This is a genomic window from Companilactobacillus nantensis DSM 16982 (genome assembly GCF_001435815.1).
In the GTDB taxonomy this organism is placed as follows: domain Bacteria; phylum Bacillota; class Bacilli; order Lactobacillales; family Lactobacillaceae; genus Companilactobacillus; species Companilactobacillus nantensis.
This window is the reverse complement of record NZ_AZFV01000009.1, coordinates 68,917-93,650: the sequence shown is the minus strand read 5'-3', so window position 1 is coordinate 93,650 and position 24,734 is coordinate 68,917. Positions and strand designations below refer to the sequence as shown.

Annotated in this window: 25 protein-coding genes and 1 tRNA gene; 2 read left to right on the top strand and 24 right to left on the bottom strand. The window is 36.2% G+C overall.

All coding sequences use genetic code 11. From position 1 onward, the window contains the following. Position 1 precedes the first annotated feature (1 nt). The 3 genes from FD31_RS05565 to FD31_RS05555 all read right to left on the bottom strand — a co-directional run bounded on the left by FD31_RS05565 (position 2) and on the right by FD31_RS05555 (position 4,261). Entirely contained in the window at positions 2–1,165 is a 1,164-nt protein-coding gene (locus FD31_RS05565; RefSeq protein WP_057891777.1) for a metallophosphoesterase family protein, read from the bottom strand. Between the two features lie 672 nt (positions 1,166–1,837). Further along, positions 1,838–2,179: a YlbF family regulator gene (locus FD31_RS05560; RefSeq protein ID WP_057891776.1), complete on the bottom strand. Its 342-nt coding sequence runs from the start codon at positions 2,177–2,179 to the stop codon at positions 1,838–1,840. 9 nt (positions 2,180–2,188) lie between these two features. Further along, entirely contained in the window at positions 2,189–4,261 is a 2,073-nt protein-coding gene (locus tag FD31_RS05555; RefSeq protein WP_083483596.1) for a PBP1A family penicillin-binding protein, read from the bottom strand. A gap of 413 nt (positions 4,262–4,674) precedes the next feature. On the opposite strand from FD31_RS05555, the gene FD31_RS05550 reads away from it, so the two are divergent. Further along, on the top strand, positions 4,675–5,577 hold the full coding sequence (locus FD31_RS05550; protein WP_057891775.1) for an RluA family pseudouridine synthase: 903 nt from the start codon (positions 4,675–4,677) through the stop codon (positions 5,575–5,577). 91 nt (positions 5,578–5,668) lie between these two features. On the opposite strand, the gene FD31_RS05545 is transcribed toward FD31_RS05550, so the two are convergent. From FD31_RS05545 to FD31_RS05510, 8 genes are all read right to left on the bottom strand, one after another. Continuing rightward, on the bottom strand, positions 5,669–6,589 hold the full coding sequence (locus FD31_RS05545; RefSeq protein ID WP_057891774.1) for a prenyltransferase: 921 nt from the start codon (positions 6,587–6,589) through the stop codon (positions 5,669–5,671). A 12-nt stretch (positions 6,590–6,601) separates the two neighbouring features. After that, entirely contained in the window at positions 6,602–8,296 is a 1,695-nt protein-coding gene (gene argS, locus FD31_RS05540; protein ID WP_057891773.1) for an arginine--tRNA ligase, read from the bottom strand. 258 nt (positions 8,297–8,554) lie between these two features. Next, positions 8,555–9,496, bottom strand: coding sequence for a carbamate kinase (gene arcC, locus FD31_RS05535; RefSeq protein WP_057891772.1), 942 nt, complete (start codon positions 9,494–9,496; stop codon positions 8,555–8,557). Between the two features lie 32 nt (positions 9,497–9,528). Further along, positions 9,529–10,635 (bottom strand): aminotransferase, encoded by a 1,107-nt coding sequence (locus FD31_RS05530; protein WP_057891771.1) that lies wholly within the window; start codon positions 10,633–10,635, stop codon positions 9,529–9,531. 12 nt (positions 10,636–10,647) lie between these two features. Continuing rightward, positions 10,648–12,060 carry an arginine-ornithine antiporter gene (arcD, locus tag FD31_RS05525; protein ID WP_083483595.1) on the bottom strand — a complete coding sequence of 471 codons (1,413 nt, stop codon included), beginning with the start codon at positions 12,058–12,060 and terminating at the stop codon, positions 10,648–10,650. 77 nt (positions 12,061–12,137) lie between these two features. Then, entirely contained in the window at positions 12,138–13,181 is a 1,044-nt protein-coding gene (argF, locus tag FD31_RS05520) for an ornithine carbamoyltransferase (protein WP_057891769.1), read from the bottom strand. A gap of 55 nt (positions 13,182–13,236) precedes the next feature. Continuing rightward, positions 13,237–14,469 (bottom strand): arginine deiminase, encoded by a 1,233-nt coding sequence (arcA, locus tag FD31_RS05515; protein WP_057891768.1) that lies wholly within the window; start codon positions 14,467–14,469, stop codon positions 13,237–13,239. Positions 14,470–14,939: 470 nt separating this feature from the next. Next, positions 14,940–15,422 carry a hypothetical protein gene (locus FD31_RS05510; RefSeq protein WP_057891767.1) on the bottom strand — a complete coding sequence of 161 codons (483 nt, stop codon included), beginning with the start codon at positions 15,420–15,422 and terminating at the stop codon, positions 14,940–14,942. Between the two features lie 165 nt (positions 15,423–15,587). Between FD31_RS05510 and FD31_RS05505 the strand changes: the two genes are divergently transcribed. After that, positions 15,588–15,658 (top strand) — tRNA-Gly (locus FD31_RS05505). Between the two features lie 225 nt (positions 15,659–15,883). Here the strand turns inward: FD31_RS05505 and FD31_RS05500 are convergent. The 13 genes from FD31_RS05500 to FD31_RS05445 form a co-directional block, all read right to left on the bottom strand. Next, positions 15,884–17,005: a GH25 family lysozyme gene (locus FD31_RS05500; protein ID WP_057891766.1), complete on the bottom strand. Its 1,122-nt coding sequence runs from the start codon at positions 17,003–17,005 to the stop codon at positions 15,884–15,886. Then, positions 17,002–17,292, bottom strand: coding sequence for a holin (locus tag FD31_RS05495; RefSeq protein WP_057891765.1), 291 nt, complete (start codon positions 17,290–17,292; stop codon positions 17,002–17,004). Before FD31_RS05495 ends, FD31_RS05500 begins: the two co-directional genes overlap by 4 nt. After that, positions 17,279–17,605 (bottom strand): hypothetical protein, encoded by a 327-nt coding sequence (locus FD31_RS05490; RefSeq protein ID WP_057891764.1) that lies wholly within the window; start codon positions 17,603–17,605, stop codon positions 17,279–17,281. Before FD31_RS05490 ends, FD31_RS05495 begins: the two co-directional genes overlap by 14 nt. After that, positions 17,598–17,942, bottom strand: a complete 345-nt coding sequence (locus tag FD31_RS05485; protein ID WP_147007339.1) for a hypothetical protein — start codon at positions 17,940–17,942, stop codon at positions 17,598–17,600. The genes FD31_RS05490 and FD31_RS05485 overlap by 8 nt, the downstream gene beginning before the upstream one ends. A 77-nt stretch (positions 17,943–18,019) precedes the next feature. After that, positions 18,020–18,157 (bottom strand): XkdX family protein, encoded by a 138-nt coding sequence (locus tag FD31_RS14075; protein WP_147007338.1) that lies wholly within the window; start codon positions 18,155–18,157, stop codon positions 18,020–18,022. 16 nt (positions 18,158–18,173) lie between these two features. Beyond that, a complete protein-coding gene (locus FD31_RS05480) occupies positions 18,174–18,611 on the bottom strand; it encodes a hypothetical protein (RefSeq protein WP_057891762.1) in 438 nt (145 codons plus the stop codon). Positions 18,612–18,622: 11 nt separating this feature from the next. Then, the gene (locus FD31_RS05475; protein WP_057891761.1) at positions 18,623–20,443 is read right to left on the bottom strand and encodes a phage tail-collar fiber domain-containing protein; all 1,821 of its coding nucleotides are present in this window, start codon (positions 20,441–20,443) and stop codon (positions 18,623–18,625) included. Next, positions 20,436–21,158, bottom strand: coding sequence for a putative phage tail protein (locus tag FD31_RS05470; RefSeq protein WP_057891760.1), 723 nt, complete (start codon positions 21,156–21,158; stop codon positions 20,436–20,438). The genes FD31_RS05475 and FD31_RS05470 overlap by 8 nt, the downstream gene beginning before the upstream one ends. Next, on the bottom strand, positions 21,151–22,299 hold the full coding sequence (locus FD31_RS05465; protein ID WP_057891759.1) for a baseplate J/gp47 family protein: 1,149 nt from the start codon (positions 22,297–22,299) through the stop codon (positions 21,151–21,153). The genes FD31_RS05470 and FD31_RS05465 overlap by 8 nt, the downstream gene beginning before the upstream one ends. Beyond that, positions 22,289–22,654, bottom strand: coding sequence for a DUF2634 domain-containing protein (locus FD31_RS05460; RefSeq protein WP_371862671.1), 366 nt, complete (start codon positions 22,652–22,654; stop codon positions 22,289–22,291). Before FD31_RS05460 ends, FD31_RS05465 begins: the two co-directional genes overlap by 11 nt. Then, on the bottom strand, positions 22,644–22,991 hold the full coding sequence (locus FD31_RS05455) for a DUF2577 domain-containing protein (protein WP_057891757.1): 348 nt from the start codon (positions 22,989–22,991) through the stop codon (positions 22,644–22,646). Before FD31_RS05455 ends, FD31_RS05460 begins: the two co-directional genes overlap by 11 nt. After that, positions 22,988–24,043 carry an XkdQ/YqbQ family protein gene (locus FD31_RS05450; RefSeq protein ID WP_057891756.1) on the bottom strand — a complete coding sequence of 352 codons (1,056 nt, stop codon included), beginning with the start codon at positions 24,041–24,043 and terminating at the stop codon, positions 22,988–22,990. The genes FD31_RS05455 and FD31_RS05450 overlap by 4 nt, the downstream gene beginning before the upstream one ends. Beyond that, entirely contained in the window at positions 24,040–24,729 is a 690-nt protein-coding gene (locus FD31_RS05445) for a hypothetical protein (protein ID WP_057891755.1), read from the bottom strand. Before FD31_RS05445 ends, FD31_RS05450 begins: the two co-directional genes overlap by 4 nt. Between the last annotated feature and the right edge of the window lie 5 nt (positions 24,730–24,734).

Here is a 24,734-nt window from a genome sequence, read left to right as displayed (position 1 = left end):
ATTATTCTCCAGTATATTTTTGATTAATCGTATTACGAGTCATCTCCGTTATGACTTTCAAGAAATCCGGATCATTAATGTGATCCCGAATAATACTTGATGAATACAATTTACTATCGAGGTCTTTAATATCATCCAAATTGATAGTTTGGTTTTCTGCCTCATCCCAATATTTTTGGTCAATTTGTGACAATTGGGGATTGTCATTAAATTTTAAATATATTTTATATAAAACACTTGGAGTTTGTACGTTACTAAAATGTTGCAAAATCTCATTACGATTCAACATTTTTAACACATCAGCGCTCAATTTTTGAGCATTGTTGATAGTCAACGTTAATAATACTTCCGGATTACTCAAAACATCAGTAATCTTATTAATCAAAGAGTCAGCTGTATCTTCAACTCGAGCTTCAATCGACGCCTTATCCCATGTGTAGACGCTACTCTTCACAAATTTCATCTGCGTAACATGATTTTCAACTGAGACAATATAAAAACCTTTTGGCGTTATATCATTTTGATTTCGACCTTGAATATCACCTGAATAGACAATCATAGGTGACTCATGTAAAATCTGACGTTTGTGAATGTGACCCAAAGCCCAGTAATCATAACCTTTTTGCAATAAATCGCTCACTTGAAATGGAGCGTAATTATCATCACCGACACCAGCATGTAAAATTCCAATTTGGTAATCAAAGTCGCCTCGTTGTGGATAGTCTTTGCCAACAGCATCATTAATATGTTGTTTATAATAACTAAAGCCAGTCAGACCAACACGTTGACCATCCTTGGTTGTCTGTTCAACCGTAGTGACATCTTGCCCAAAGACAGTAACATTATCAGGAAATTTAACTACAGCAAAATTATTACGATAATAATCATGATTACCGTAAATTAAATAGACCTTAATCTTGGCTTGTTTCAATTTTTCAAATTCATCACGTAAAAACATCTGTGCTTTCAACGAACTATCAGTATCGTCAAAAACATCACCAGCTAAAATCACGAAATCAACTTGTTCGGCAACAGCGGTATCAAAAAGTTTTTTAGCTGCCTGGTAAGTTGATTCTTGCAATTGTTTTTGCAGTTCTTTTGAAAAATTGCTAATGCCAATAAAAGGTGTATCTAAATGTAAATCTGCTGCATGCAAAAACTTCATTCTAAAACTCCCTTGATATAAAAATATGCCGCTTCCAAAAGCAAGAAATTTAGGTCGCTATGGGGACCGGTTCGAGCCAAAAAGCGGTCTCGAACCTCGATTTTGAACCTCGCATAAACCGCGAGTTTCAAAACTCGTCCCGTGGCGTAGGCGCTAAAGCGCCAACGCCACCTGCACAGCGACCTAAATTTTTGCTCTTTCCAGCTAGTTCTTTCTTAATGAATAACAATTATCACAGTTTTGCCATAACTGCCTTAAAAAATAGGCTATATTAGTATATTAAATTTGCTAAATCAAACAATAAACTACCAGCACTATATTACTGATAGTTGTAAAATACGACTCTTTTCTTAAAATAAACCAATATTTTACATATCAAAACCTAAATGAATACTTAAATACTTCATTATTAATCATAACAAAATATAGAACGAATACACCAGCCTTCGGGCGTGAGAAATTTAAACAGCAGTGAAGGTGGCGTTAGGACTTTAGTCCTTACACCACGGGACGAGTTTTGAAATTTGAGTGTTTTTCTCAAAGTTCAAAATCGAGGTTCGAGACCGCATTTTGGCTCGAACCGGTCCCCACAGCAGTCTAAATTTCTCACGCCCGAAGGCGGCACTGTAAAAGAAAAGGACTTGAGCAAATTACTTAAGCCCTAAGTCCTTGTTATTTATCTTGATAAATTTCTGCGATAGGCTTTGAAATGATTTTGTTCAATTCATCCATCATTGAATTCATCTTTTGCTCTTTTTCCATTAAGTTTTGGATTTCAGTGTAATTTGAAAGTTGATCTGTCAATTCACGCATTGCTTTAATATCGTCGTCTGTGATTTCTTGACCTTGCATTTGTTTTTGTTGTAGTTCAAATTGTTTGTTTTGAACCTTATCAAAAAGTTTGTAAGCCAAATCGTTAGCTTTAACAGCTTCAAAAGCAAGCTTTAATTCAGCAACTTCAGTTGTCTTTCTTAAGTCTTGTTCAAGTTGATTGGCGCTATCGTAAATGTTCATATAGTCCTCCTATTGACCAAAAAAGTTCTTAATATCATTATACCATTCCGTGGCCTTATTTTTAACGTTGTTTACCCCATCTTGAATAGATTTAGCAATATCATTATCGCCACTCTTTGAGGTATTATCTTGAGCTAAACTCGAAGCATCTTTAACGCCAAAATCGGTTTCCTTAGTATCTGGTAAAATGTTTGTCATTTCATTCTTAAATAAGGTCGACATACCATTTTCATTCGAGCCTGTTAAGAAATGATTTTTATCTGTATTATCAAAGCCCATCCAACTAGCAACGACAACATCTGGTGTATAACCGATCATCCATTGATCTTTTGTACCAGCGTAGCCATATGATTCTGGAACTTCGGTACTACCTGTCTTACCAGCAATTTGATAACCGGCCGGCTTAGCTAATTTACCAGTACCTTCGTTATAAACACCAAGCATCATACTAGTCATTTCTTTAGCAGTATTTTTACTAATAATTTGTTTAGTTGAGCTACTACTATTATTAACAATGAATGTCCCTGTTGAATCGACGATTTTAGTAATAAAGTGTGTATCAGCCAATTTACCCTCGTTGGCGAAAGCAGTATAGGCTCGAGCCATTTGTAACGGCGATACACCTGTTTCCAAACCACCTAGTGCCAAAGCCAAGTTTTGATCGTTCTTATGAACTTTGATACCAAAGTTCTCAACCGAACTAACACCTTTTTTGACACCAATTTTATCTAATAAAGCAACGGCTGGAATATTTTCACTTTGATACAATGCCTTATACATTGGGATCGAATCTTGATAAATTCCGTCCGCATTAGTTGGAGCATATTTATTCTTACCAAAAGTCGTTATTTGGTCAGGCAATTCTGAATCATAACTGTAACCATTTTCAATAGCTGGTGTATAAACCGCCAATGGTTTAATTGTTGATCCTGGTTGACGACGCATTTGAGTAGCCCGATTAAAGCCACGGAAAGTATGATCACCACGACCACCAACAACGGCTAAAATCCCACCATTTTGAGGATCGACTGCTACTGAAGCACCTTGAACCTTCGTACCATCAGCTGCATTACCTGGGAACAAATAAATATTATTAAATGATGATTGCATCGAAGCCTGAATCTTTTGATCGAGGGTCGTATAAATCTTATAACCCTTATTCAAAATATCGTCTTCTTTCAAGCCATATTTATTAACAGCCTCATCAATTACGGCATCAAAGAAATATGGATACTTGTAAGAACTACTTACTTCGTAATTGTCATTCAAATCAATTGCGGTATTCTTATAATATGAAGCTTCTGAAGCAGTTAATTTCTTATTTTGAACCATCAAGTCCAAAACCAGATTGCGACGAGAAGTTGAATTACTCATACTGTCAATGGGATTATACGCATTTGGGGCTTTCAAAATCCCTGCTAAAACAGCGCCCTCAGCCGGATTAAGCTCTGAAGCATTTTTACCGAAATACTTTTCAGATGCATCTTGAACACCCCAAACACCATTACCAAAATAGGCATTGTTCAGATACATCGTAATAATTTCTTTCTTAGAGTAAACACGGTTAATTTCGATTGATAAGAAAAGTTCCTCACCTTTTCTAGACAACGTCTGTTTCTGTGTTAATAGTGAGTTCTTAGCTAATTGTTGCGTCAAAGTACTACCACCACCAGAAATACCATGATGGATCAAATACCCTAACGCAGCTCTAGCATAACCCTTAATACTGAATCCTGGGTTAGTCCAAAAAGTTCTATCCTCAGTTGAAGTAACTGCATTTTGAATATTTTTGGAAATTTTATCATAACTAACGTACGTACCTTTATTAGCATATAATTGACCGGCATCATCGCCGTCTTTATCTAAAATGGTCGTCTTCGTTTGCAATGATGATTGCAGATCGTCTACGTTGCTTGTTTTAGCCTTGTAAGTCCAGTAACTACTCAAGACTAAAATAAGTGTCAAAACAAGCAAGATCAACCAACGTGTCAGTTGATATCTCTTCCAATATTTTTTTATAAAAGTCCAAGCAACTAGTAATTTGGGTTTAAGCCAATCCCAAAAACCATTGTTATTATTCATTGTTTAAATACCTCTGTATAAGAACAAATTTTATCACATTATCGGTCTATTTAAAAAATTACTCTAAATTAGAGTAATTGCCGCCTCCAGGAACAAAAAATTTAGGTCGCTATGGGGACCGGTTCGAGCCAAAAAGCGGTCTCGAACCTCGATTTTGAACCTCGCAAAGTACGCGAGTTTCAAAACTCGTCCCGTGGTGTAAGCACTAAAGTGCTAACGCCACCTGCACAGCGACCTAAATTTTTGTTCCTTCCGGCTAGTTGATTATTTGACTATAAAACAATTTGGATGTTTCATTATGTTTTTTATGATGATTAAATTAAAATATCATAGTTAAAGCCTATTTTGATAATATTTCCAATAGTTTATTTAACAAATATATTATTTCAAACAATTCTTAAGGAGATAAACACATGTATCAAAAAAAAATTACCTATCATCAAGAAAATAATGAAGAACTGTCCATCCGGGAACTTCTCAAAAAATGGCTCATTCCTAAAAAATGGCAACATTTCTTTCGTATTCAACAAGATGTCCTCATTAATGGCCAGTACCACTCGTTCAACACGATTGTTCAAGATAATGATGTCATTACCTTAAATTTCAATTTTCCACCTCGCACCGAACAACATTACTTGCCTGGAAATGACCCTGTTGATGTCGTTTATGAAGATGACGACATTATCGTTGTTAATAAAGTTGCTGGTAAAAAAACTCATCCCAATAAAACCGACGAGTCCGATTCTTTGATGAATGATGTTGAAACTTACTTGAAGAATGGTCATCCCTACATGGTTCACCGAATTGATATGGAAACTTCGGGTCTCGTTTTAATTAGTAAAACGCCCTATTTAGTTCCTATTTTCAATCGCCAACTTAGTAGTAAGACGCTACATCGGGAATATCTAGCACTAGTTAACCTTGATGCATCCATTAATGAATCTGGTACAATTAAGCAACCGATTGGTCAAGATCCAACTGACGTTCGGAAACGGATGGTCACTAGTGACGGTCTATCTGCAACGACTGAATACCAAGTTGTCGAAAAAAATGCCGATTTTGCTCTCCTACGATTGAATTTATTAACCGGTCGAACTCATCAACTACGTGTCCATTTGTCATATAATCACTGGCCAATCGTGAATGATCCACTGTATAATCCTCATGCCAAAACGGGAAATTTACTTTTATTTGCTCATAAATTGACGTTTAGCCAACCTTTTAGCGGAAAAACTAAAATTATTCAAGCAAACTTATCGAAAAATATGTATAATTTAATATGTGCTGATTTAACAGCAACCAAAAAGCTCACCTAATCCCGACAATTAGGTGAGCTCTTCTTTTATATTCAGAAAGAAGTTTTAGGAGTGATTTTTTTATCATTTGACTCTTTCTGAGGAACTGTAATTAAATTGCTGACATAACTAGTTTAATAATCGCCCCGACAGCGATCAATAAAATATATGTTACGGAGAATTTTCCTACAGCTTTGATTACTAAAGGATAGGTCTTTGTTTTAACTTGTTCCTTCAGATAAGGACGAAAATCGTCCCAAATATTTGGATAAAGTAGCACAATTAGCAGTGTAATGTAAGGTACTACTTTTAAAATAGCTAGAATTGGAACTAGCAGGAAGGCTAAGGACCAACTAGCTTTAAACAAACTCAAGGCATTGGCTTTCCCTACTTTACTCACCAATGTATGACGACCATTTTTAATGTCTGCTTCTAAATCGCACGTGCCATTACCCAACTCCGCACAGAAAAAGGCGAAGGTGTTCGGTAAACTGACTAGGATCACCGAAATGGCCGTACTAGAATCAAACTTAGCTGTTCCCGCTAGCCCTAGATAGGAGTAGGCTATTGGAATCAGCTGGCTAATGGCAATAGCCACCACTGCTTCCCCAAACATTGTTGAGTTCAGTGGCTTGGGACCTGACGAATATGACAAACCAATCAAGACACCCGCAACCCCGATTGCTAAAGTGACCCAGCCAGTTTTATAAACGAGAAAGGCTCCGATAATTAATGGAAAAATGGCCAAACCGTACATCCATTTTTTGACTATTGCCAGTGATTCACGATTAATACCAATGGTACTAATTTTTTCACGATATTCTTGGCTCGTGGCATTTTTATAATCCATGTAATTATTATGGAAGTTAATAAATAAATGAATGAAGAAAACTGCCACGAAACCTAAGAGTCCATACAAGAAATTGAAGGTTCCATAATTTAGATAAGTAAAACCAATTGCCAGTAACAACCATGCTAAATCTAGTGTGGTTGTTTTTATTTCTGATAGTTCGCTAAAAAGTTTTCTATCCAAAACCGATTCACCCTACATTTCTTCTGGAGCTTTAACACCTAAGAGTCCTAATGACATTTGAAGAACGATTGAAACTGACTTAACTAATGCAAGTCTTGCTTTCAAACCTTCGTCGTCAGCCAAAATTTTGCTGTGTGCGTAGTATTGGTTGAAACTCTTAGCAAGCTTCAAAACATACTTAGCAACAACTGATGGTTCATATTCTCTAGCAGCACGATCAACAACATTGCCAAAATCTTGAAGTAACTTGATTGTATCCCAAGCTTCTGGAGTTGTAACTGCCATGTCTTTAGCATCGCTGTAATCAACATCGCCGGCTTTTCTCAAGATACTCAAGGCACGAGCATTTGTATATTGAACATAAGGACCAGTTTCACCTTCAAAACGAACAACTTCTTCAAGGTTAAAGTCGAAACTATCACGACGATCATTCTTCAAATCATGGAAGACAACCGCACCGACACCAACTGCTTCAGCAACGGCATCTTTGTTCTTAAGATCTGGGTTCTTTTCTTCAATTTGTTTCTTAGCAAGTGCAACAGCGTCATTTAGCACGTCATCAAGCAAGATAACATTACCTTTACGTGTTGAAAGTTTCTTACCACCTGTTGTAATCAAACCAAATGGGATGTAATCAATATCATCTGACCAGTCATAACCCATCTTCTTCAAAACAATCTTAAGTTTTGTAAAGTGTTCTGCTTGTTCACTACCAACAACGTAAAGTGATTTAACAAAGTCGAAAGTATCTTTACGGTACTTAGCAGCTGCCAAGTCACGTGTGATATAAAGTGTGGCACCATCAGTCTTCTTAATCAAAGCTGGTGAAAGATCGTATTCTGACAAGTCAACGATTTCAGCACCACGACTTTCTTTTAGAAGATGTTTGTCTTCAAGAGTCTTAACAATGGCATCCATCTTATCATTGTAGAATGATTCACCAGTGAAATGATCGAATTGAACATCTAGACGATCGTAGATTGTTTGGAATTCCTTCAATGAAAGTTCCTTGAACCATGACCAAAGTGCTAAGGCTTCTTTGTCGCCATCTTCCATCTTCTTGAACCAAGCACGAGCTTCGTCGTCAAGTTCTGGCTTATCTTCTGCTTCCTTGTGGAAACGAACATAATACTTCAAAAGGTTGTTGATTGGATCAGCTTCAACTTCTTCAACTGAACCCCAAAGTTTGTAACCAACAATCAACTTACCGAATTGAGTTCCCCAGTCACCCAAGTGATTGATCTTAACTGGTTGATAGTTTAATTTTGAAATAATTTTGGCAATTGAGTTACCAATAACAGTTGAACGTAAGTGTCCCATTGACATTGGCTTAGCAATATTAGGTGATGACATATCGATAGGAACGTTACGGCCCTTACCTTCGTCAGCATTACCATAATTGTCTTTTTCTGTTAATACTTCATGTAAAACATTATTTGAGAAAGCTGCTTTATCTAAGAAGAAGTTAATGTAAGCACCAGTATTTACAACCTTTTCAAATCCAGTTGTATCGATTTTGCCAACCAAATCTTCAGCAATCATGTTAGGAGCTTTGTGCAATGTCTTTGCCAAAATAAATGTTGGGAAAGCATAGTCACCAAGATCTGAAGTCTTAGGCTTCTCGATCAATTTTGTAACTTGTTCCTTTGTAATTTCCTCAGGTAAAACCTTAGCTAGTGCATCTACTACTTGTTGTTTAAAATCCATATTTTCCTCCTTTAGATAAAAAAAACGCCTCTTCCAATAAACACTTGTTCATTGAAAGAGACGAGATTTCCCGCGGTACCACTCTAATTGATTAATATCCACTCATTAATTGAATTATTTAATTTTATGAAGAAGGGTGCGACTTGATTTTCGAAATAGCTAACTCTCACCAATGCTTAGCCTCGCTTTAAATCTGCCAATCAATTAATCCTTCTTTTGCACAAGTATGATAGCATATAAAACTACCAATAACAATATTTATTTGTGAATAACTGTTCCTTTATTACCAGCAATAATTTCTTTAACATCATCCAAAGCACCGATAACAGCAGGTTTGCCAGTTGCTTTAACAAAGGCAACAGCAGCTTGAACCTTAGGCATCATACTACCTTTAGCAAATTCGTCGTTATCAATATGCTTTTGAATTTCATCGGCAGCAACGTCAAAAATTTCTTCTTGATTTGGCTTACCAAAGTTATAGAATACTCCCCCAACAGATGTCAAAATAATCAACTTATCAGCATCAACTAATTGAGCAATCTTTGAAGCACCAAAATCTTTATCAATAACAGCTTCTTTACCAATTAGACGATCACCGTCTTTCACTACTGGAATACCGCCACCACCGGCAACGATAGGAATAACACCAGCTTTTGAAATAGCTTCGATAGCTGGATATTCATTAATTTCAACTGGTTTTGGTGATGGAACAACACGTCTGTAACCACGACCAGAATCTTCAACAATTGTCCAATCTGGATGAGCTGATTTTAGACCTGGAACTTCATCTTCTGTATAAAATGGTCCAATTGGCTTTGTAGGATCTCCAAAAGCAGGATCATCCTTATCAACAATTGTTTGTGTGATCAAAGTTACAACTTGTTTGTTAATACCATTCTTAAGCATAACTTCTTTCATAGCATTTTGGAACCAATAACCGATACTACCCTCAGTCATAGCACCACACGTATCAAGTGGTAAAGCAGGGTTCTTTTCACTGTCAGCAGCAGCTTGTTGTAATAACAAGTTACCAACTTGAGGACCATTACCATGAGTAATAATTAAATCTTTGTCATTCTTAACGAATTCAACAAGTGATTCAGATGTCTTCTTAACAGCTTCTTGTTGTGCTTTTGCACTAGCGTCTGTACTTAAAATAGCGTTACCACCTAAGGCAACAACGATACGTTCTTTTGTCATAATCATTTCTCCTCAGAATAAGCGAATTTGCTTTAATTGTCTTGTAAATATTCTCCTAAAACTTCTAAACCTTTGGTAAGTGTTTCATGCGGTGCACAATAACCTAACCTTGCATAGCCGGGCACATCAAATGCTTCACCAGGGACTAGTAGGACCCCAGTATCTTGCAATAGGTCGCGGCAAAATTCTAAGCTTGATTTCTTCGTATCTAATTTAACAAATGACGTCGACACACCATTTGGAAAGACACAGCTAACTTTCGGAGTTTTTTCAACCCAAGCTTTGAAATAAGCCAGATTATCTAACACAATCTTCTTATTACGTGCCAAAACTTTATCCTTATTTTCCAAGACCAGACAAGCCATTTGGTCACTGAAAACACCGGAACAGATCATCGTATAGTCACGATATTTGCGGAAAATATCAGCTAGTTCAGCATTAGTAGCTGTCCAACCCACACGAATTCCGGGCATAGAATAAGTCTTAGACAAAGAATTTGTCGAAATACCTTTTTCATATAAATCAACTATCGGTGCGAAATCAACCGACTCATCAAATGGCAAGTAGACCTCATCAACTAAAATGTAGGCACCAACAGAACGGGCAACTTCAACGACTTGCTCTAAAAACTTCCTATCCAAAATCGTTCCAGTTGGGTTATTGGCGTTGTTGATACAAATCATCTTGGTATTTGGACGAATCAATTTCTTCAATTCATCAATATCTGGATACCAATTTTTATCTTCACGTAATTTCCAAAAGCTAACGTCAGCTCCTAATGATCTCGGGATATCATAAAGCTGTTGATAACTTGGATAAACACTGATGACATGGTCACCAGGTTCAATTAGTGAATAAATTGCTAAGAGATTGGCGCCAGTCGCACCATTTGTTTGCAGAATGTTATCGGGGTCAACATTCTGATACATCTTACTAATTTCTTTTTTAAACGTTGGTGAACCTTCGATCCACCCATAATTCATTTTTTGTTCATCAAGCTGACCGTAGATATCAGCTTGAGTTAAATCTTTAATTTCATTCATTGAAAATGAAGTGATCGTACTTTGAGCTAAGTCATATTTAGCTTCACGTTCGTGAACGTTCAACCACTCTTCAACACCAAATCCGGCTATTTTCATTTCAAACACTTCCTAGATTTTAATTGCTCCTGTCGCTACCATTACAATACTGATAATCGCAAAGGCAACAATCAAGATTGACCAGAAAATTTCTGATTTTGTTAGTTTTCCACCGTCAATGTTATAGTCCTTCTTAGCCTTGTAGTAGAAGTAAATTCCCGGTAAGTAACCGATACAGACTAGCATTAAGAAATGTAGTCCAGCTAAGATAATGGCGATAATTTGGAACCCAGCAGCGAAGATACCAATCCAAAGTTGTTTCATGTCTTTATTTTGGAGTGAAAATTTGATTTGATATAAACCAACGAAGATATAGCAGACAACGATTGCTGCGGTACATAGTGACAATGCAAAATTATAAGCTTCTTGTGAGAACAAGAGCACTAATAGAAATGCTTGAATTAATCCAGCGGTTAACACTAATGAAAAGGTTGGTGCACCGTTTTTATTCTTTTTACCAAATGAAGCTGGTAAGAGTTTGTCTTCAGCCATCAACATTGTTGTATCTGCTGGTAGCATTGTCCATGACAACCAAGATCCAAGAATTGCAATTACCAAGCCGACACCGATAAAGGCACCGCCCCATTTTCCGACCATATCTTGGAAAATATAGAGCATAGCTGGTTGATCAATCTTAGCTAATTCATTCTGAGACAAATAACCATATGGCAAAACTGATGCTAAAACATAAATTACTAATAAACTGATAATTCCGATAATCGTAGCTTTACCGGCATCATTTTTATCTTGGGCACGAGATGAAAGCATACTAGCACCTTCAACCCCAACGAAAACCCACATCATAATCATCAGACAAGATCTAAATTGTCCTGTAACACTGGCGCCCCCTGCTACACCTGAAGCCACATTGGACCAGAAGTGAGCTGTGAAGATACCACCTTTGAAAACAAAGATTCCAACAACGATAAAGGCAAATAGTGGAATCAACTTGCAAATTGTAATGATCGTATTCATTGCGGCGGCTGATTCAACCCCGCGATTAACGATATATGTTAATGTCCAAGAAACAATACTTGCAAAGATTACTGACGGAATGTTTTGTCCACCTTTAAAGACCGGGAAGAAATAACCTAACGAACTCATCAAAACAGTCGCAAAGGCCACGTTTCCAAGCCAAGCACTCAGCCAATATCCCCATCCGCTGACAAAGCCAGCAAAATTTCCAAAGCCAGCCTGGGCATAAGCTTGGATTCCTTCTGATTCTGGTTTTTTCAGTAACAAATTATTGAGCGCTAAGGCCAACATCATGATACCGAAACCAACAACCAACCATGCTAGTAGAACTGGACCAGGAGCGGCTCCTCCTGCTAGTGAGCTTGTTAAGGTAAATACACCTGAGCCAATGGAACTCGTAACAACAGCTGCTGTTAGAGCTCCCAGTGATAGACCCTTCTTTTCTTCCATATGAATCATTCCTTTTTTAAAAATTCAGAATGAAAAAAGGGCCAACCATTACGATTAGCCCCTTCTTCAATAACTAATTAAACCTTAGGGATGAACAAGTTACCTAGAGTTGCTGCCATAATGGCTTTAATGGAGTGCATTCTGTTTTCAGCTTCTTCAAATTGACGTGCATATTTGCTTCTGAAGACTTCATCTGTTACTTCCATTTCATTTAGGCCATATTTAGCCTTAATGTCTTGTCCATATTTAGTATTTGTATCATGGAAAGCAGGTAGACAGTGCATAAAGATGATTTGGTCATCTGGTTGACCTGTCTTCTTGATCATATCCATGTTTACTTGATATGGTTTGAGCAATTTGATTCTTTCGTCCCATTGACTTTCTTCACCCATTGATACCCATACGTCAGTATAGATAACGTTAGTGCCTTTAACACCTTCGTCAATGTTATCTGTGATCATGAACTTGCTACCTGACTTGTCAGCGTAACCTTGTGCAGTATCGATAACACTTTGATCTGGGAATAGTTCCTTAGGTGCAACGATGTGAATGTTTACACCCAACATTGAACCTGTAACTAAGAAACTGTTAGCCATGTTGTTACGACCATCACCAACGAATGTCAAAGTCTTACCTTTGATATCACCAAATGTTTCTTTCATTGTCATGAAATCAGCAAGCATTTGTGTTGGGTGCCATTCGTCTGTCAAACCATTCCATACAGGAACGCCTGAGAACTTAGCTAGGCCTTCAACAGTTTTTTGTGAGAATCCACGGAATTCGATACCATCGAACATACTACCAAGTACGCGACCTGTATCTTCAACACTTTCCTTGCTTCCAAGTTGAATGTCGTTTGATCCTAGGAATTCTGGATGTGCACCTAAATCAATAGCTGCAGTTGTGAAAGCTGAACGTGTACGTGTTGAATTCTTTTCGAATAACAATGCAATGTTCTTGCCTTCTAGATAATGATGAGGAATACCCTTCTTCTTGAGGGCCTTTAAATGTAGTCCGAAATCAATTAAATATTCTAATTCAGCGGGTGTGTAGTCTTTTTCTGCTAAAAGACTTCTACCTTGAAATACTGATGTTTCTTTACCTTTATAATCCAAAATCATTCCTCCAAATCGAGAATAAGCGTTAGTTTTTAAAATAGTTTGTTAGTCAATGAAACTATTTTTTCAAGTCTTCACGAACTAATGGCATACTCATACAACGAGGGCCCCCACGACCACGTGATAATTCGCTTGAAACAGTCTCCAAAACTTTCAAGCCGTGTTGTCTAAGGATTTCGTTAGATACGTAGTTACGATCATAAGTAACAACGACACCAGGTGCGATTGCCAAAGTATTTGAACCATCATTCCATTGTTCTCTAGGTGCAATGATTGGATCACCGTTACCTGTTGGAATCAAGTCAAGGTCATCTAAGCCAAGTTCTTTCTTAAGAACAGCTTTTAGATCTTGGTTGTGTTCCATTGATAGGTCACCATCTTTAGTTGGATGGATTGTCCATGTATCAATCTTGCCACCTTCGCCAAGAATTCCTGGGTGAACTGTAAATTGATCATAGTTGATCATTGTAAATACAGTATCCAAGTGCATCATAGCGTGGTTATGAGGAATTCTGATAGCAATAACTGTATCGTAATTACTATCTTTGAATAAGTTTCTAGCAATATCTTGAATAGCAGTTGCTGATGTTCTTTGAGAAACACCAATTGCTAAGACATGATCACTAAGAACTAATTCGTCCCCACCTTCGATACGGTGTGTGTGATTTCTATCACGCCATACATGAAGTCCTTTGTCAGCAAAACGTGGGTGGTGAGCAATGATTGCTTCCATAAACATTGATTCACGTTGTCTTGCAGCGAAAGTCATGTGGTTGATACTTAATCCTTCACCGATTGATGCTGCCGGGTCTCTAGTGAAATAGAGGTTTGGCATAGGATCCATGAAGAATGGATAATCTGAGTCTTCAGCGGCACTGACAAGATCTGTCGGGTTAAAGTCAATGTCATTCTTACGAACACCGATCATCAATTGATTTACTAGAGCTGGAGTATCAAGGCTCATCAAGAATTCCTTCAATGCGTCATGATCTGCACCAGTAGCAAAATCAGATTCGCGAAGCATCTTTTCAACGAAAGCATCTTTGATGTTTCCGGCGTCAATAGCTTCAGCAGCTAAATCATCAAGATAGAGAACTTCAGTTCCGTTATCTCTCAAGATTTGTGCAAAATTGTCATGTTCCTTTTGGGCAATTGGTAAATATGGGATGTCATCGAACAATAGTCGGGGCATTGTGTCGGGTGTAATGTTTTCAACTTCCTGTCCGGGACGTTTCAACATTACTACATCTAATTTTCCAATTTCTGAAGTAACATGGATTGGTTTTGTCATAAAAAATCACTCCTTAATTTTGAATTCCGTTACCGACATCTACTATATCCAAGGTGTCTACTTTTTGCAAGTGGTTTCAGAGTTGACAATTGTAACATTACATGATTTTTAATTTTACAATTAATCACGATTGGCGCCATGACTGGCAAGGGATACAACTAATTAAAATTTTTTTAACCAAAAATAAATTTAAAAAAATTTTTCTATCATAGCCAGAATTTGGTAAACGCTTTCTGAAATTACAAAACTTACAAAATTTTGCTCATAAAAAAAGCTAAAAAGTAATCAAAAAAAGACCATTCAGATAAATTTCTGAATGATCTTTTAGAATAAATAATTTTTAACTTGGTGATTCACTTGGGTTTGGGATAACTTTTTACCTAAAAGAATAAGATTATCGTTTTATAAGTCTATTCTTATTGAAAACTTGAGTATAAAAAAAGAGAAGTGATTGTTCACTTCCCTTTACATTATTTACCGTTTTTTTGAACAGCCTTAACTGCTTGTTTATGTGTTCCGTTATATAGTTTCCATTTCTTGCCATCAGGAGTTTTAATAGTTGTTTTGCCAACCTTAACGAATACCCAATCGTTGAAGTCAGGTTCTTTAAGAACTCTAAAGCCGTCAATCTTGAACTTCTTAGGGTTCTTCTTATCCATAACTAACTTAGCCTTCTTGAAGTCAGAGATAGCTTTCTCTGAACCATTCTTGCTAACACGAACAAATTGGACTGTCTTGTGATCCTTACCTGTAAAGAATGTAAGGTATTCATCCTTGTTATCAGCACTTACACCAACATAATCGTGATTCTTAACTTCAGCTTTTGTAATCTTGCTAGCAGAATGTTGTTCTACTTGTTTTGTACTGCTTGCATTTGAACAACCAGTAGCAACGGTAGCAAAACCACCCATTAATGAAACAGCGGCCAAAAAAGTAACCAATGTTTTTTTCATTATAATCTTCTCCTTGATGCAATTTATTGATAGAAATCTATCACCACTCTTGATTTTATGGTAATGAAAACTAAAAATCAATTTATATTGTAAATTCCGAGAATAATTTTAAATATTCTTTATCTTTTTGAAATAAAATATTGTATAATAAAAGAGTTGTGAAATGCGAACTTAGTTTAATGGTAAAATACCAGCTTCCCAAGCTAGTGTCGCGAGTTCGATTCTCGTAGTTCGCTTTATAGAGTTTCAAATAGTTTCATATTGCTTCAAAACGTTAATATAACAGCATTTTGAAGTATATACAATTTCAATGAATTTGAACGTTTTTCAACAAAACAACGTCACGGCAACGTCACGAAAAAATTTAAAATCTGTGTGGAATGGTTAAGATAAATTTCATAACAAAATAAAAAGAGCAATCAATCTATTAATAAAAATAGGTTGATTGCTCTTAATTTTTTCTAACCATTATATCCTGATCCCTGTTGATATCTAACAGGAATAAATTCATTAGTTGCCACTTTATAGCACCAGCCGACATTTGGAATATCGATTAATGAATCTTCGGTTTTCCATTCAGTTCCACCTTTGAATATTTGATTAGAGTCTTTAATAGATTGTCCTTTCGAATTGAATGCTAATACTCCGTAATCTGATCTGTAATTAATCACTGCCTTATTTTTAAATGTTGTCGTTGATTGTGGTAATAGAATATTTCTACCAATCACAAAATAAGGTTTCATATTGATTACTGCAATCGAATTAGATACCCAATCCGTTGCTGAAACAATATTAGTGCCTTCGTTTGCTATGCCATTAGAATCATATGTTGCATAAGCCTTATAATTATTACCCTTAACTGAAACTATATTACTAATGATTTGATTTGGGTCAACTTCAGTGACTTGATCAGCAGTATAGAAATTATCATAATTTTGAGAAACATCGAAATTACCATAGCTGCCATCAAAATTATAAGTACTTCCCCATTGCCAAGCATGATTTCCTGAATACCAAGACTTGTCAGACGCATTGTAAGGATATGAAGCAATCCAGCCACCACTGTTAACGTCCATCTTACTGCCTAGCCATGAACTCATAGTATAAACATCAGACCGATAACCATACTTAGCAACTTGATCCATGAACGCTTTGTTATTTGCGTTATTAGTTGCCCTTGATAATCCATTTTGCTGTTCAGCTTCTACATCAGTTACTAGAACTGAACCAACTGGTAGGCCATCCGACTTAGCTAAAGCAGCAGCATAATCAGCTTCAGCGATTGCCCCCTCCACAGTCGTGTATCTAGCAAAATGATATCCATTAATGTAAAGCCCGGCTTGTTGAGCCGTGTAGATGTTATTTGCTGCAGTGTAATCATGGTAGTAAGTACCTTCAGAAATCTTAGTAACTACAGCTTTGACCCCATAATTATTAAGCATATCCTGAAAATTACTGATTGTCATATACCCATTATGATTAGATACATCAACCATATCAGTACGAGCAGCATTAACATTAGTTACACAAAAAAATAAGCCTGCAATCAGCAGACTTACAATATAAACTAGTTTTTTCTTCATTCTGATGTACCTCCATCGTTTAAGAAACCTTGAATACCATCAAACATACCTGATGTCCAGCCACCGACCAACAAGCCTGCAATAATAGCTTTGCCAATTTCCTTATCATGAAATACCAGAGCTGTAACTATTGCTAACACCAATCCCAAAGCCATTGATACAAATGGCATCCATTTAGTATCAACGACCTTTGTATTTTTGATCGAGTTGGTTAGGACGTAGCACAAGATAGCAATAACTGTAAGTTGTGCTACATCAATTAAATTTAATCCTTCAATAATCTGCATTACTTTCCTCCATTAAATCGAATTTCGTATTTAATTCCCCAACTTGCTCATTAAGTGAATCAATAATTCCATTCTGTTTTTTTATTAATTCATTCTGTTGAGAAATTTGTCCCTGTAACTTAATAACTTGTTCTTTTAAATCATCACGTTCTTGAGTTATCTGATCTAACCGTTCAAACAATTCTTTTGTATGATCGGCATAAATACTTTCGTTAGTTCCTTTATTCTTAATCCTTTGTAACCACACGCCGAAAACACCTGTTACCACACCACCTACTACAGCTGAAATTGCTACCCTTATCGTATCAATCATTTGGATCACTCCAGAATGCTTCGAACAAAATTCGAACGACAATAAATAATATAAAAATTGTTGTGAACTTTGGCATGAATATCGGTGATGTAAAATCATGAATTGAGAAGATCACAAGATAGAACGTCCAAACAAATAAGAGAATAAATGTAAGTAACTCTTTTCTTGCATGATGTAAAATATCAAAACATGAAAACATCGCATAGAGTCCAACCAATATTAATGCAATTGCAAATGGTGGATCATCAACGTTAGCTATGAAGGGTGGCGCCGATGGTGGTCGATCAATAAAGTTACCATTAGATATAAATAAAAGTCCTAGAGCGAATGTTTCCATTCCTGTTAAAAGCCAAAAATGATTCTGTTTTAAATATTTCAATTCACATCACTCCAAAATAAAAAGGCTAGCATCTACTAACCCTCTTTCTTAAATTCTTCACCTGTAATATCCTTGAAATCGACCTCTGAGATTTGACCAGGTACGTATGTTTCTAAGTCCGAAGCTTTTAACATTCCCCATCCAAATACAATTTTCAATGTTGCTGTATCCATAATTTAATTCCTCCTATTAATTAGTTGTAGCTTCTGATTTAATATCAGAAACACTCTTTTGTAATTCCAAAATTTGCATTGCTTGGCTAGTGGCAACTTTTTGCAAGTTTTCCTTATCTTGCGCATTTTGAAGACTTTGAAGGGTTTGAGATGAGGAAAATTTTTTCAACTCTGTAATTTCATTGGCTTGCTGTAAGTTCTGAAGTGTCAAATTAGATATGACAGTGTCTCTTTCTTCTTCAGGCGTTTGGTTAGTATTAATATGAACTAACTTGTTATCGCTCTCCCGAACCGTCCATTGATATTCATTTTCAGTAGAAAAGGTCGAATCACTATCAACTAGTAGCCAACCTTGATTACTATATTTTTGAACCTGCAACTTAGCTCCATCTTCAGGACTTAAATAAGTATCAATGATATTTCTATCAGAATTTAATTGAACTGCTATTTTCATTTTCTGCCTCCTTAATTTTTATATGGCGAAACCTTCACGGCATTCCAACTCCAAGTACTTCCTTGCCAGAGAGAACCAACACTGTATTTCAAATTTGGTACGACATTTATTGAAATAGAAGCCTTATTTATTATCAGCTTCGAAATATCGAATCCTAAAAAATAATAACTGGTGCTCCCATTAACTTGCCAATTCACACCACTTGCTCCTAATTTATTGTTATCTGTACTTATAGGTGGTTGTAATTTCCCTGTTTCCGATGCTATTACTTTTAATTTAAAAGACATGTTATTATTTATACCTTGTATTAGTTTATCCTTAGGAATCCTAATAATTGGACTTTCAACGATATTAGTTGCTAAAGTTCTTTCCTGTAATGTTCCTGATGGTGATGACCTAATATACATATAATCTTCCATTGTAATTTCAATTCCATCCATGGAATTTTCAAAAAAGTCACTTACTCCTGACAAAGCAATGTCCCCACTTGCACTGCCTGTAAAAAAGTTAATGGAAGCAGGTAACTGTTGAACGGCGGTCTGAATACTATAATCAGCAATCACTTCAACTACAACATCATATGTGTAACCCGTAATACCATCAGCAGCACCATCATTATCAAAACCTTGAATTGGTCTAATATCCATTGTCTTATCAGCTTTAAAAGTAAAACCAACGCCAGGAGATTGGTGATTCTTAATAGTGGTTAAATTCTCACCAATCCCGTTATATGTAACAACTTGTTCCTTATCAACTTCAAAACTTTTAGCCCTAATATATGAAGGAACTGGTGCAGTGGTCGTATAATATCCTTCCTTAGCAAGGTTATTAGGATCGTAGTTAAATGGAAGTTTAACTGCATCACCTTTGAGGCCTTTATTAATTGCTGTTCTTTGAATATATAAAAGAAAAGTTAAACCTTCTCCTACTCTATCCATTTTTGCACCAACATCTTGACTAAAACTGACATTAGTAATTTGAGTTGGGTCTGAATTTCCTTGCCATAAACAATGTCGTTCAGTAATTTCTCCATTTGCTAATGAGCCAGGATAAATATCAACACCTGCAGCAGGATGATCTGGATCAGTGCTCCCACCAGTATTGTTATTCCATTCCCCAGGTAATGTTACTAACGAGTCAGAGTCGGGAAGAATACTCGTAACATTTCCATCTTTATCAATAGTCTTAAACCCGTAAACAGCAGAGCCTAAAGCTTCAGCAACCTGAGTCATTACATTCTTATCTTGACTTTTGTTGTCTGTATATACTAATTTGTTTTGCAATTTCTTAGCAATATCTTCATCTTGAATCTTGTCATTAACATCAATTTCAGCAATTTTAGTATTAACATAGTCTTTTGATGCCATACCACTAGGATCAATAGTCACTGTTACATTTTCCGTACGACCAACAATTACATACATGGTAATTCTAAATTGTAATAACACTTGATCTGCAAAATCTGGCATAAATTCAGGTTCAACAGCGGTGTTCAAAGCATAAAGAATTTCTTCATCCTTGCCATCTTCCTTAGCATACAGACCAACAGCATTAACCAAATATCCTTTATCAATACCTTGATTAGTAAATAAAATCTCAGTTCCGACTACACTCTTTGAAGTAGGAACATTTTCAGTTTGATTAGTAATTGAACCCGTTTGAACTTCGTTAGGCAATACTATTAAATTTTGTAAATCTGTTTCGCTCATTGTTGTTAAATCATCAGCTGTGGCAGTTGCTTTTGTGATGGTAAATTTTGTCTTGCCGTTAGCCGCTCTAGTAGCTAAATCTAAGCCGCCTGCAGTCAAAATTGTCTCATTATATTTAGACAAATGTACTCAACTCCTTTGGATATGTTTTTAGTTCAATAGTTATTTGTGGTGACACAGAACCAATAAATTGTTTACTATTAACCTCAGTATTTTCTTTAATTAGCGCTCTTGATTTTGCCATAACTAAAACTTGTGATGGGATTGAGCCAGCATAAACTTCAGTCTTAGAATCAGCATACGTAATTAATCTTGGATTAGATACAGTATCAATTTCAGAATTGGTTGCCACACCTACAAACATCTTCAACTCCGTTTCAGTTTCAGAAGTCGTAATAATTTGAAAAGTGAGATTAGCAGGCAGATAAACGTTTAGTAGATATTTCAAACGTTTGATCTGGTCTTTGCTAATCTCACTTCTTTTTGCATTAGTAACAACATTTCTAATTGCATAGTCAACATCAACTGAAGCAGGTATATCTAATGTATGAAGCAATTCTTTGAAATACTTCAAAGTTATTGGCTTTGGTGGCAACATTCTCATCAATACATCGTATCGACGTGTCTCAAGTGAATCATTTGGATTAGGATTGATACCTAACTGGTCTTCATAAATTGAAATACCTTGCAAATCGGCCTGAATTACAAATTGGTTTAGTAATGTTCTCAAAATCAAATCATCAAAGTCGCTAAAGTCAACTTGTTCGGCTGCTACCAATTTCTGCATTTCATAAACATCGTCGTAATATTCTGGTAAGTAATCTTGAAGTTTAACCATTCAAATTCACCTCACCTAATACCGGCAACTGTGATAAATCATTATTAAAAGTCAAAGCAATGTCATCATCAATACCATTCAGCGTGGGAATTGATGCATTCACGACACCATCTACTTTCATAATTGCTGAAAGAATTTGAGAACGATAAATAGTGAGTGTATAGCCTCTTCCAGTGGCCTTATTAATTTGACTCCAAGCAATTCTTCTAAGTTTGAAATAATCTTCAATAGCACTCAATATCTTGGGTTTTAAGGTTTCAATGTCAGCCTGAGTATCAACATCAACCTTTGTTGAAATATCAATTGTAATGGGTTCTGGTGCAACCACCTTGACATTATGATCTATTGGAGCAAGTCCGTAGCCTTCACTTTCGGCATCGACTGGATCAATAGTTTCTTTGACCTGCTTCAACAGTGTTTCACTAGCTGGCATTAAATCATTATCTAAAATAACCAGTTTGACCGTTCCTCCACCATTCCAAACTGGATAAACTTGTGCAGAACCAACTGAATCAATCTTTGAAAGCATATCTAAATAGTCGGCAATATTTCCACCGTATGCAATCCATGAATCGGTTGAAAGTAACCTGTTTCTCAAATGCTCATCAGTTTCATTATCTTTGGAAGGAATAGATACTTCTACAATTTCAGCCCATGACAAAATATCATTTGGTGTTACTGGAAGAATCTGGCCAAAATATCCGTTAGGTCGGGTACCAACTTCTTCCGCCTCCAACATTCCAGTTAAATCAGCGTTAATTTTGATAACTTTATAAAAAATTGGAGTATCTCCTAAGCTGGCAAACCTATCACCAACATCGATGTTGTCAATTGTATTACCTTTTGAATCTAAAAACTTGGCTTTGACTTGAGTTGCAGTTGCTAATTGTCGTGAAGTTCCGTGTTCAATCGCTCGATAATCAAGGAATTCATTGTCTGCGGTTTTGATATAACTTTCTTTAACAACATTGGACAAACTCAATGATTGTTGAGCCATAACCATAGCAGCTGGTGCCAAAGCATCATAGATAATTGCACCTTGTCGTTTATCAATATCATCAGGAACATTTTTCATCATTTGAGATAGGTAAAAGTCAAAATTTTGTTTCTCAATCTTGTTAGATAAATCTTCAGGCGTCATTTACACTCACCTCACTTTCAATTGGAATATCACCATAGATTGTTGTGCATAATCCATGAACTTTTAAAATGGTTCTATCAATGACTTGAACATCATCAACAGTAACTGTCAAAACTCGATCATCAGCCAATAGTGCTTCTTTAACCATTCTCTCAACTTCAACAGTTGCATAATCAAAACTCTTTCCAAAAAGCTCAAAGAAATCATTACCATATTGATTGCCATAGATTGGATAAACAAATCGTTCAGTTTTCAAAATTTTATCGACCGCTTGAATCATCGCTTCATGACCATCTATTTTGTTCAAAATACGACCATTCTTAACTTGATAAGTCAAAGTAGGATTATCCATCATTATCACCGGTCCTGTCATTTGTTCTTTCAAGTACAAAGAATTGCTGACCACCGTTAAAACGGATCATCACTACTGAATCACCATCTTTTAATGTTCCGTCAATTTCAATCGTTTCAAAAACATCGGGCCGATTACCGGATGTATCTCCAATAGAATCATGATGAGATAGCACTCTGATACGCTCCTGATGTTTGGTAACCTGTCTTCCAAGTACTAAAAAAGACTCAGACAAAATCATTTGGTTAGATGTCTGAATCTTTAATGGATCACTTGAAATTACTTTTCCATAAACAATATCGGCATAATCTGATTCACTGCCGCCCTTACTGTTCATCATGTTGAGGAGTTGTTCTCCAGCCATGGTTCATTCACCTTCATTTCTAAATCACATGTATAATCATTGCCAAAATTATGGGTAGCTTTCATAATTGCTGTATTGTTTATCCAAAATCCGGCCTTTGATAAATCATCAATTTGAATATTCACAGAATTGCCAGCTACCAAAGATGTGTCGCCTAAACAGGTCAAACTTAACGTATAAGTTTCCCTGTCTTTTTCTTTCAACAATTCATCTGCTCGTTGTTTCATTTGGGCATCATTGGCTTTATCTTTAGCACTTTCGACTGTTTGAAGTTTACCCCAATCTCGAATATTGATATTGCTTGAATCAGCATAAGAGAAACTAGTTTTAGCGGGATCATCACCGCTAGATTCTTCACTATCAGATGAAGTTGAACTAGTTTGTTGCGATTCAGCTTGATTCTTTTTAATAATACGAACCGAATTAGCGGCCTCATCAATACTTTTCTCAAAAGAAAAGCCAGTCAACAATGACTGGTCACCAACAATAATATTCAATTCGTTATGTGGAGCTTTCCTCAATTCAACAACATCATAGTTAGCAAAGACATAATACATTTGATTAGTGGCTTTCTGCGTCTTATCAATACTTGCCTTCAACATGTCGAAATAAGTCTTTGCATCAGCAACTTCAGCAGGAAGCTTATAGTTAGAGCTATTCACAACTGTATGACTGATTTCAGCCATCTTACAAACAGTATCGAATCGGTCAGAAATAGTTGAGATTGGCCAGACTAATGAATCTTCATTCTTCAGATACCTAGTCTTGTCATAAGATGTAATACTAAACTTTTTATCTTCTTTGAAATTCACCTTAAAGATATAACCATAAAATATTTTTTGCTCATCCCATTGAAATTCAACTAGATCACCATTTTGAGGATAAAACGAACTATCGAATAACAAATCAAATGTTAATGTACCTGCAGCAAAGTTTAAATCAGTAACCCATTTGATATCACTAACTAAATTAATAACATCCCAAGTATCACCACTATGTCGGCGACCAATAGTAAACTTAGTAATCATGCTGATCTCACATCACTTTCTTTGACCCAACCACGAGCACCACCATCTAAAGTAGCGACATGATATGGATATAAAGCACCAGGAGCAACTAGAGAAATCTTTCTAGTTGCATTTTGTTCTGTTTGCCCCGGTCCATTGCCTTGGCTATCTCTATGTAGTTGACCGTTAACAATCACCGTTGAACCCATACCCACCTTGTTTGGTGGACTAGGACGTTCTTCAACAGTCTGTACTGGCTGTTGTTTAACGCCTATTTTTTTAGCTTCAAATGGTCTATATTCCTTCAACGATAAAGTGTAAGTATACTCGCCATCGTATCCGTTCTTCATACCATACTCAAAACTTGCAACTGTTGATTTCAAAGAAATCTTAGTAGTTGAAATGACTAATCTAATCGGTTTTTTTAATTTTCTAGCTGACTCAATCCAATCAATATAATCTTGGGCTGAGTCCAATAATTCTAACGCTGAAACATAATGCTCTTCTTTGGGATTAATTGGTAATGAACTTTCAATGCTTATATCTTGTAACTTATCCTCACCAAGTAGGTTTACCTCACCCAGTTTAATAACGGTCTCAGATTTATCATCACTTTCACGCTTAACTGTCACTTCTGCTGGATTAACCGGCAATTCAATCGTTTCATTTGAATCATTTGTTAAATAAAATCCTAAATGATTATTCATATAAA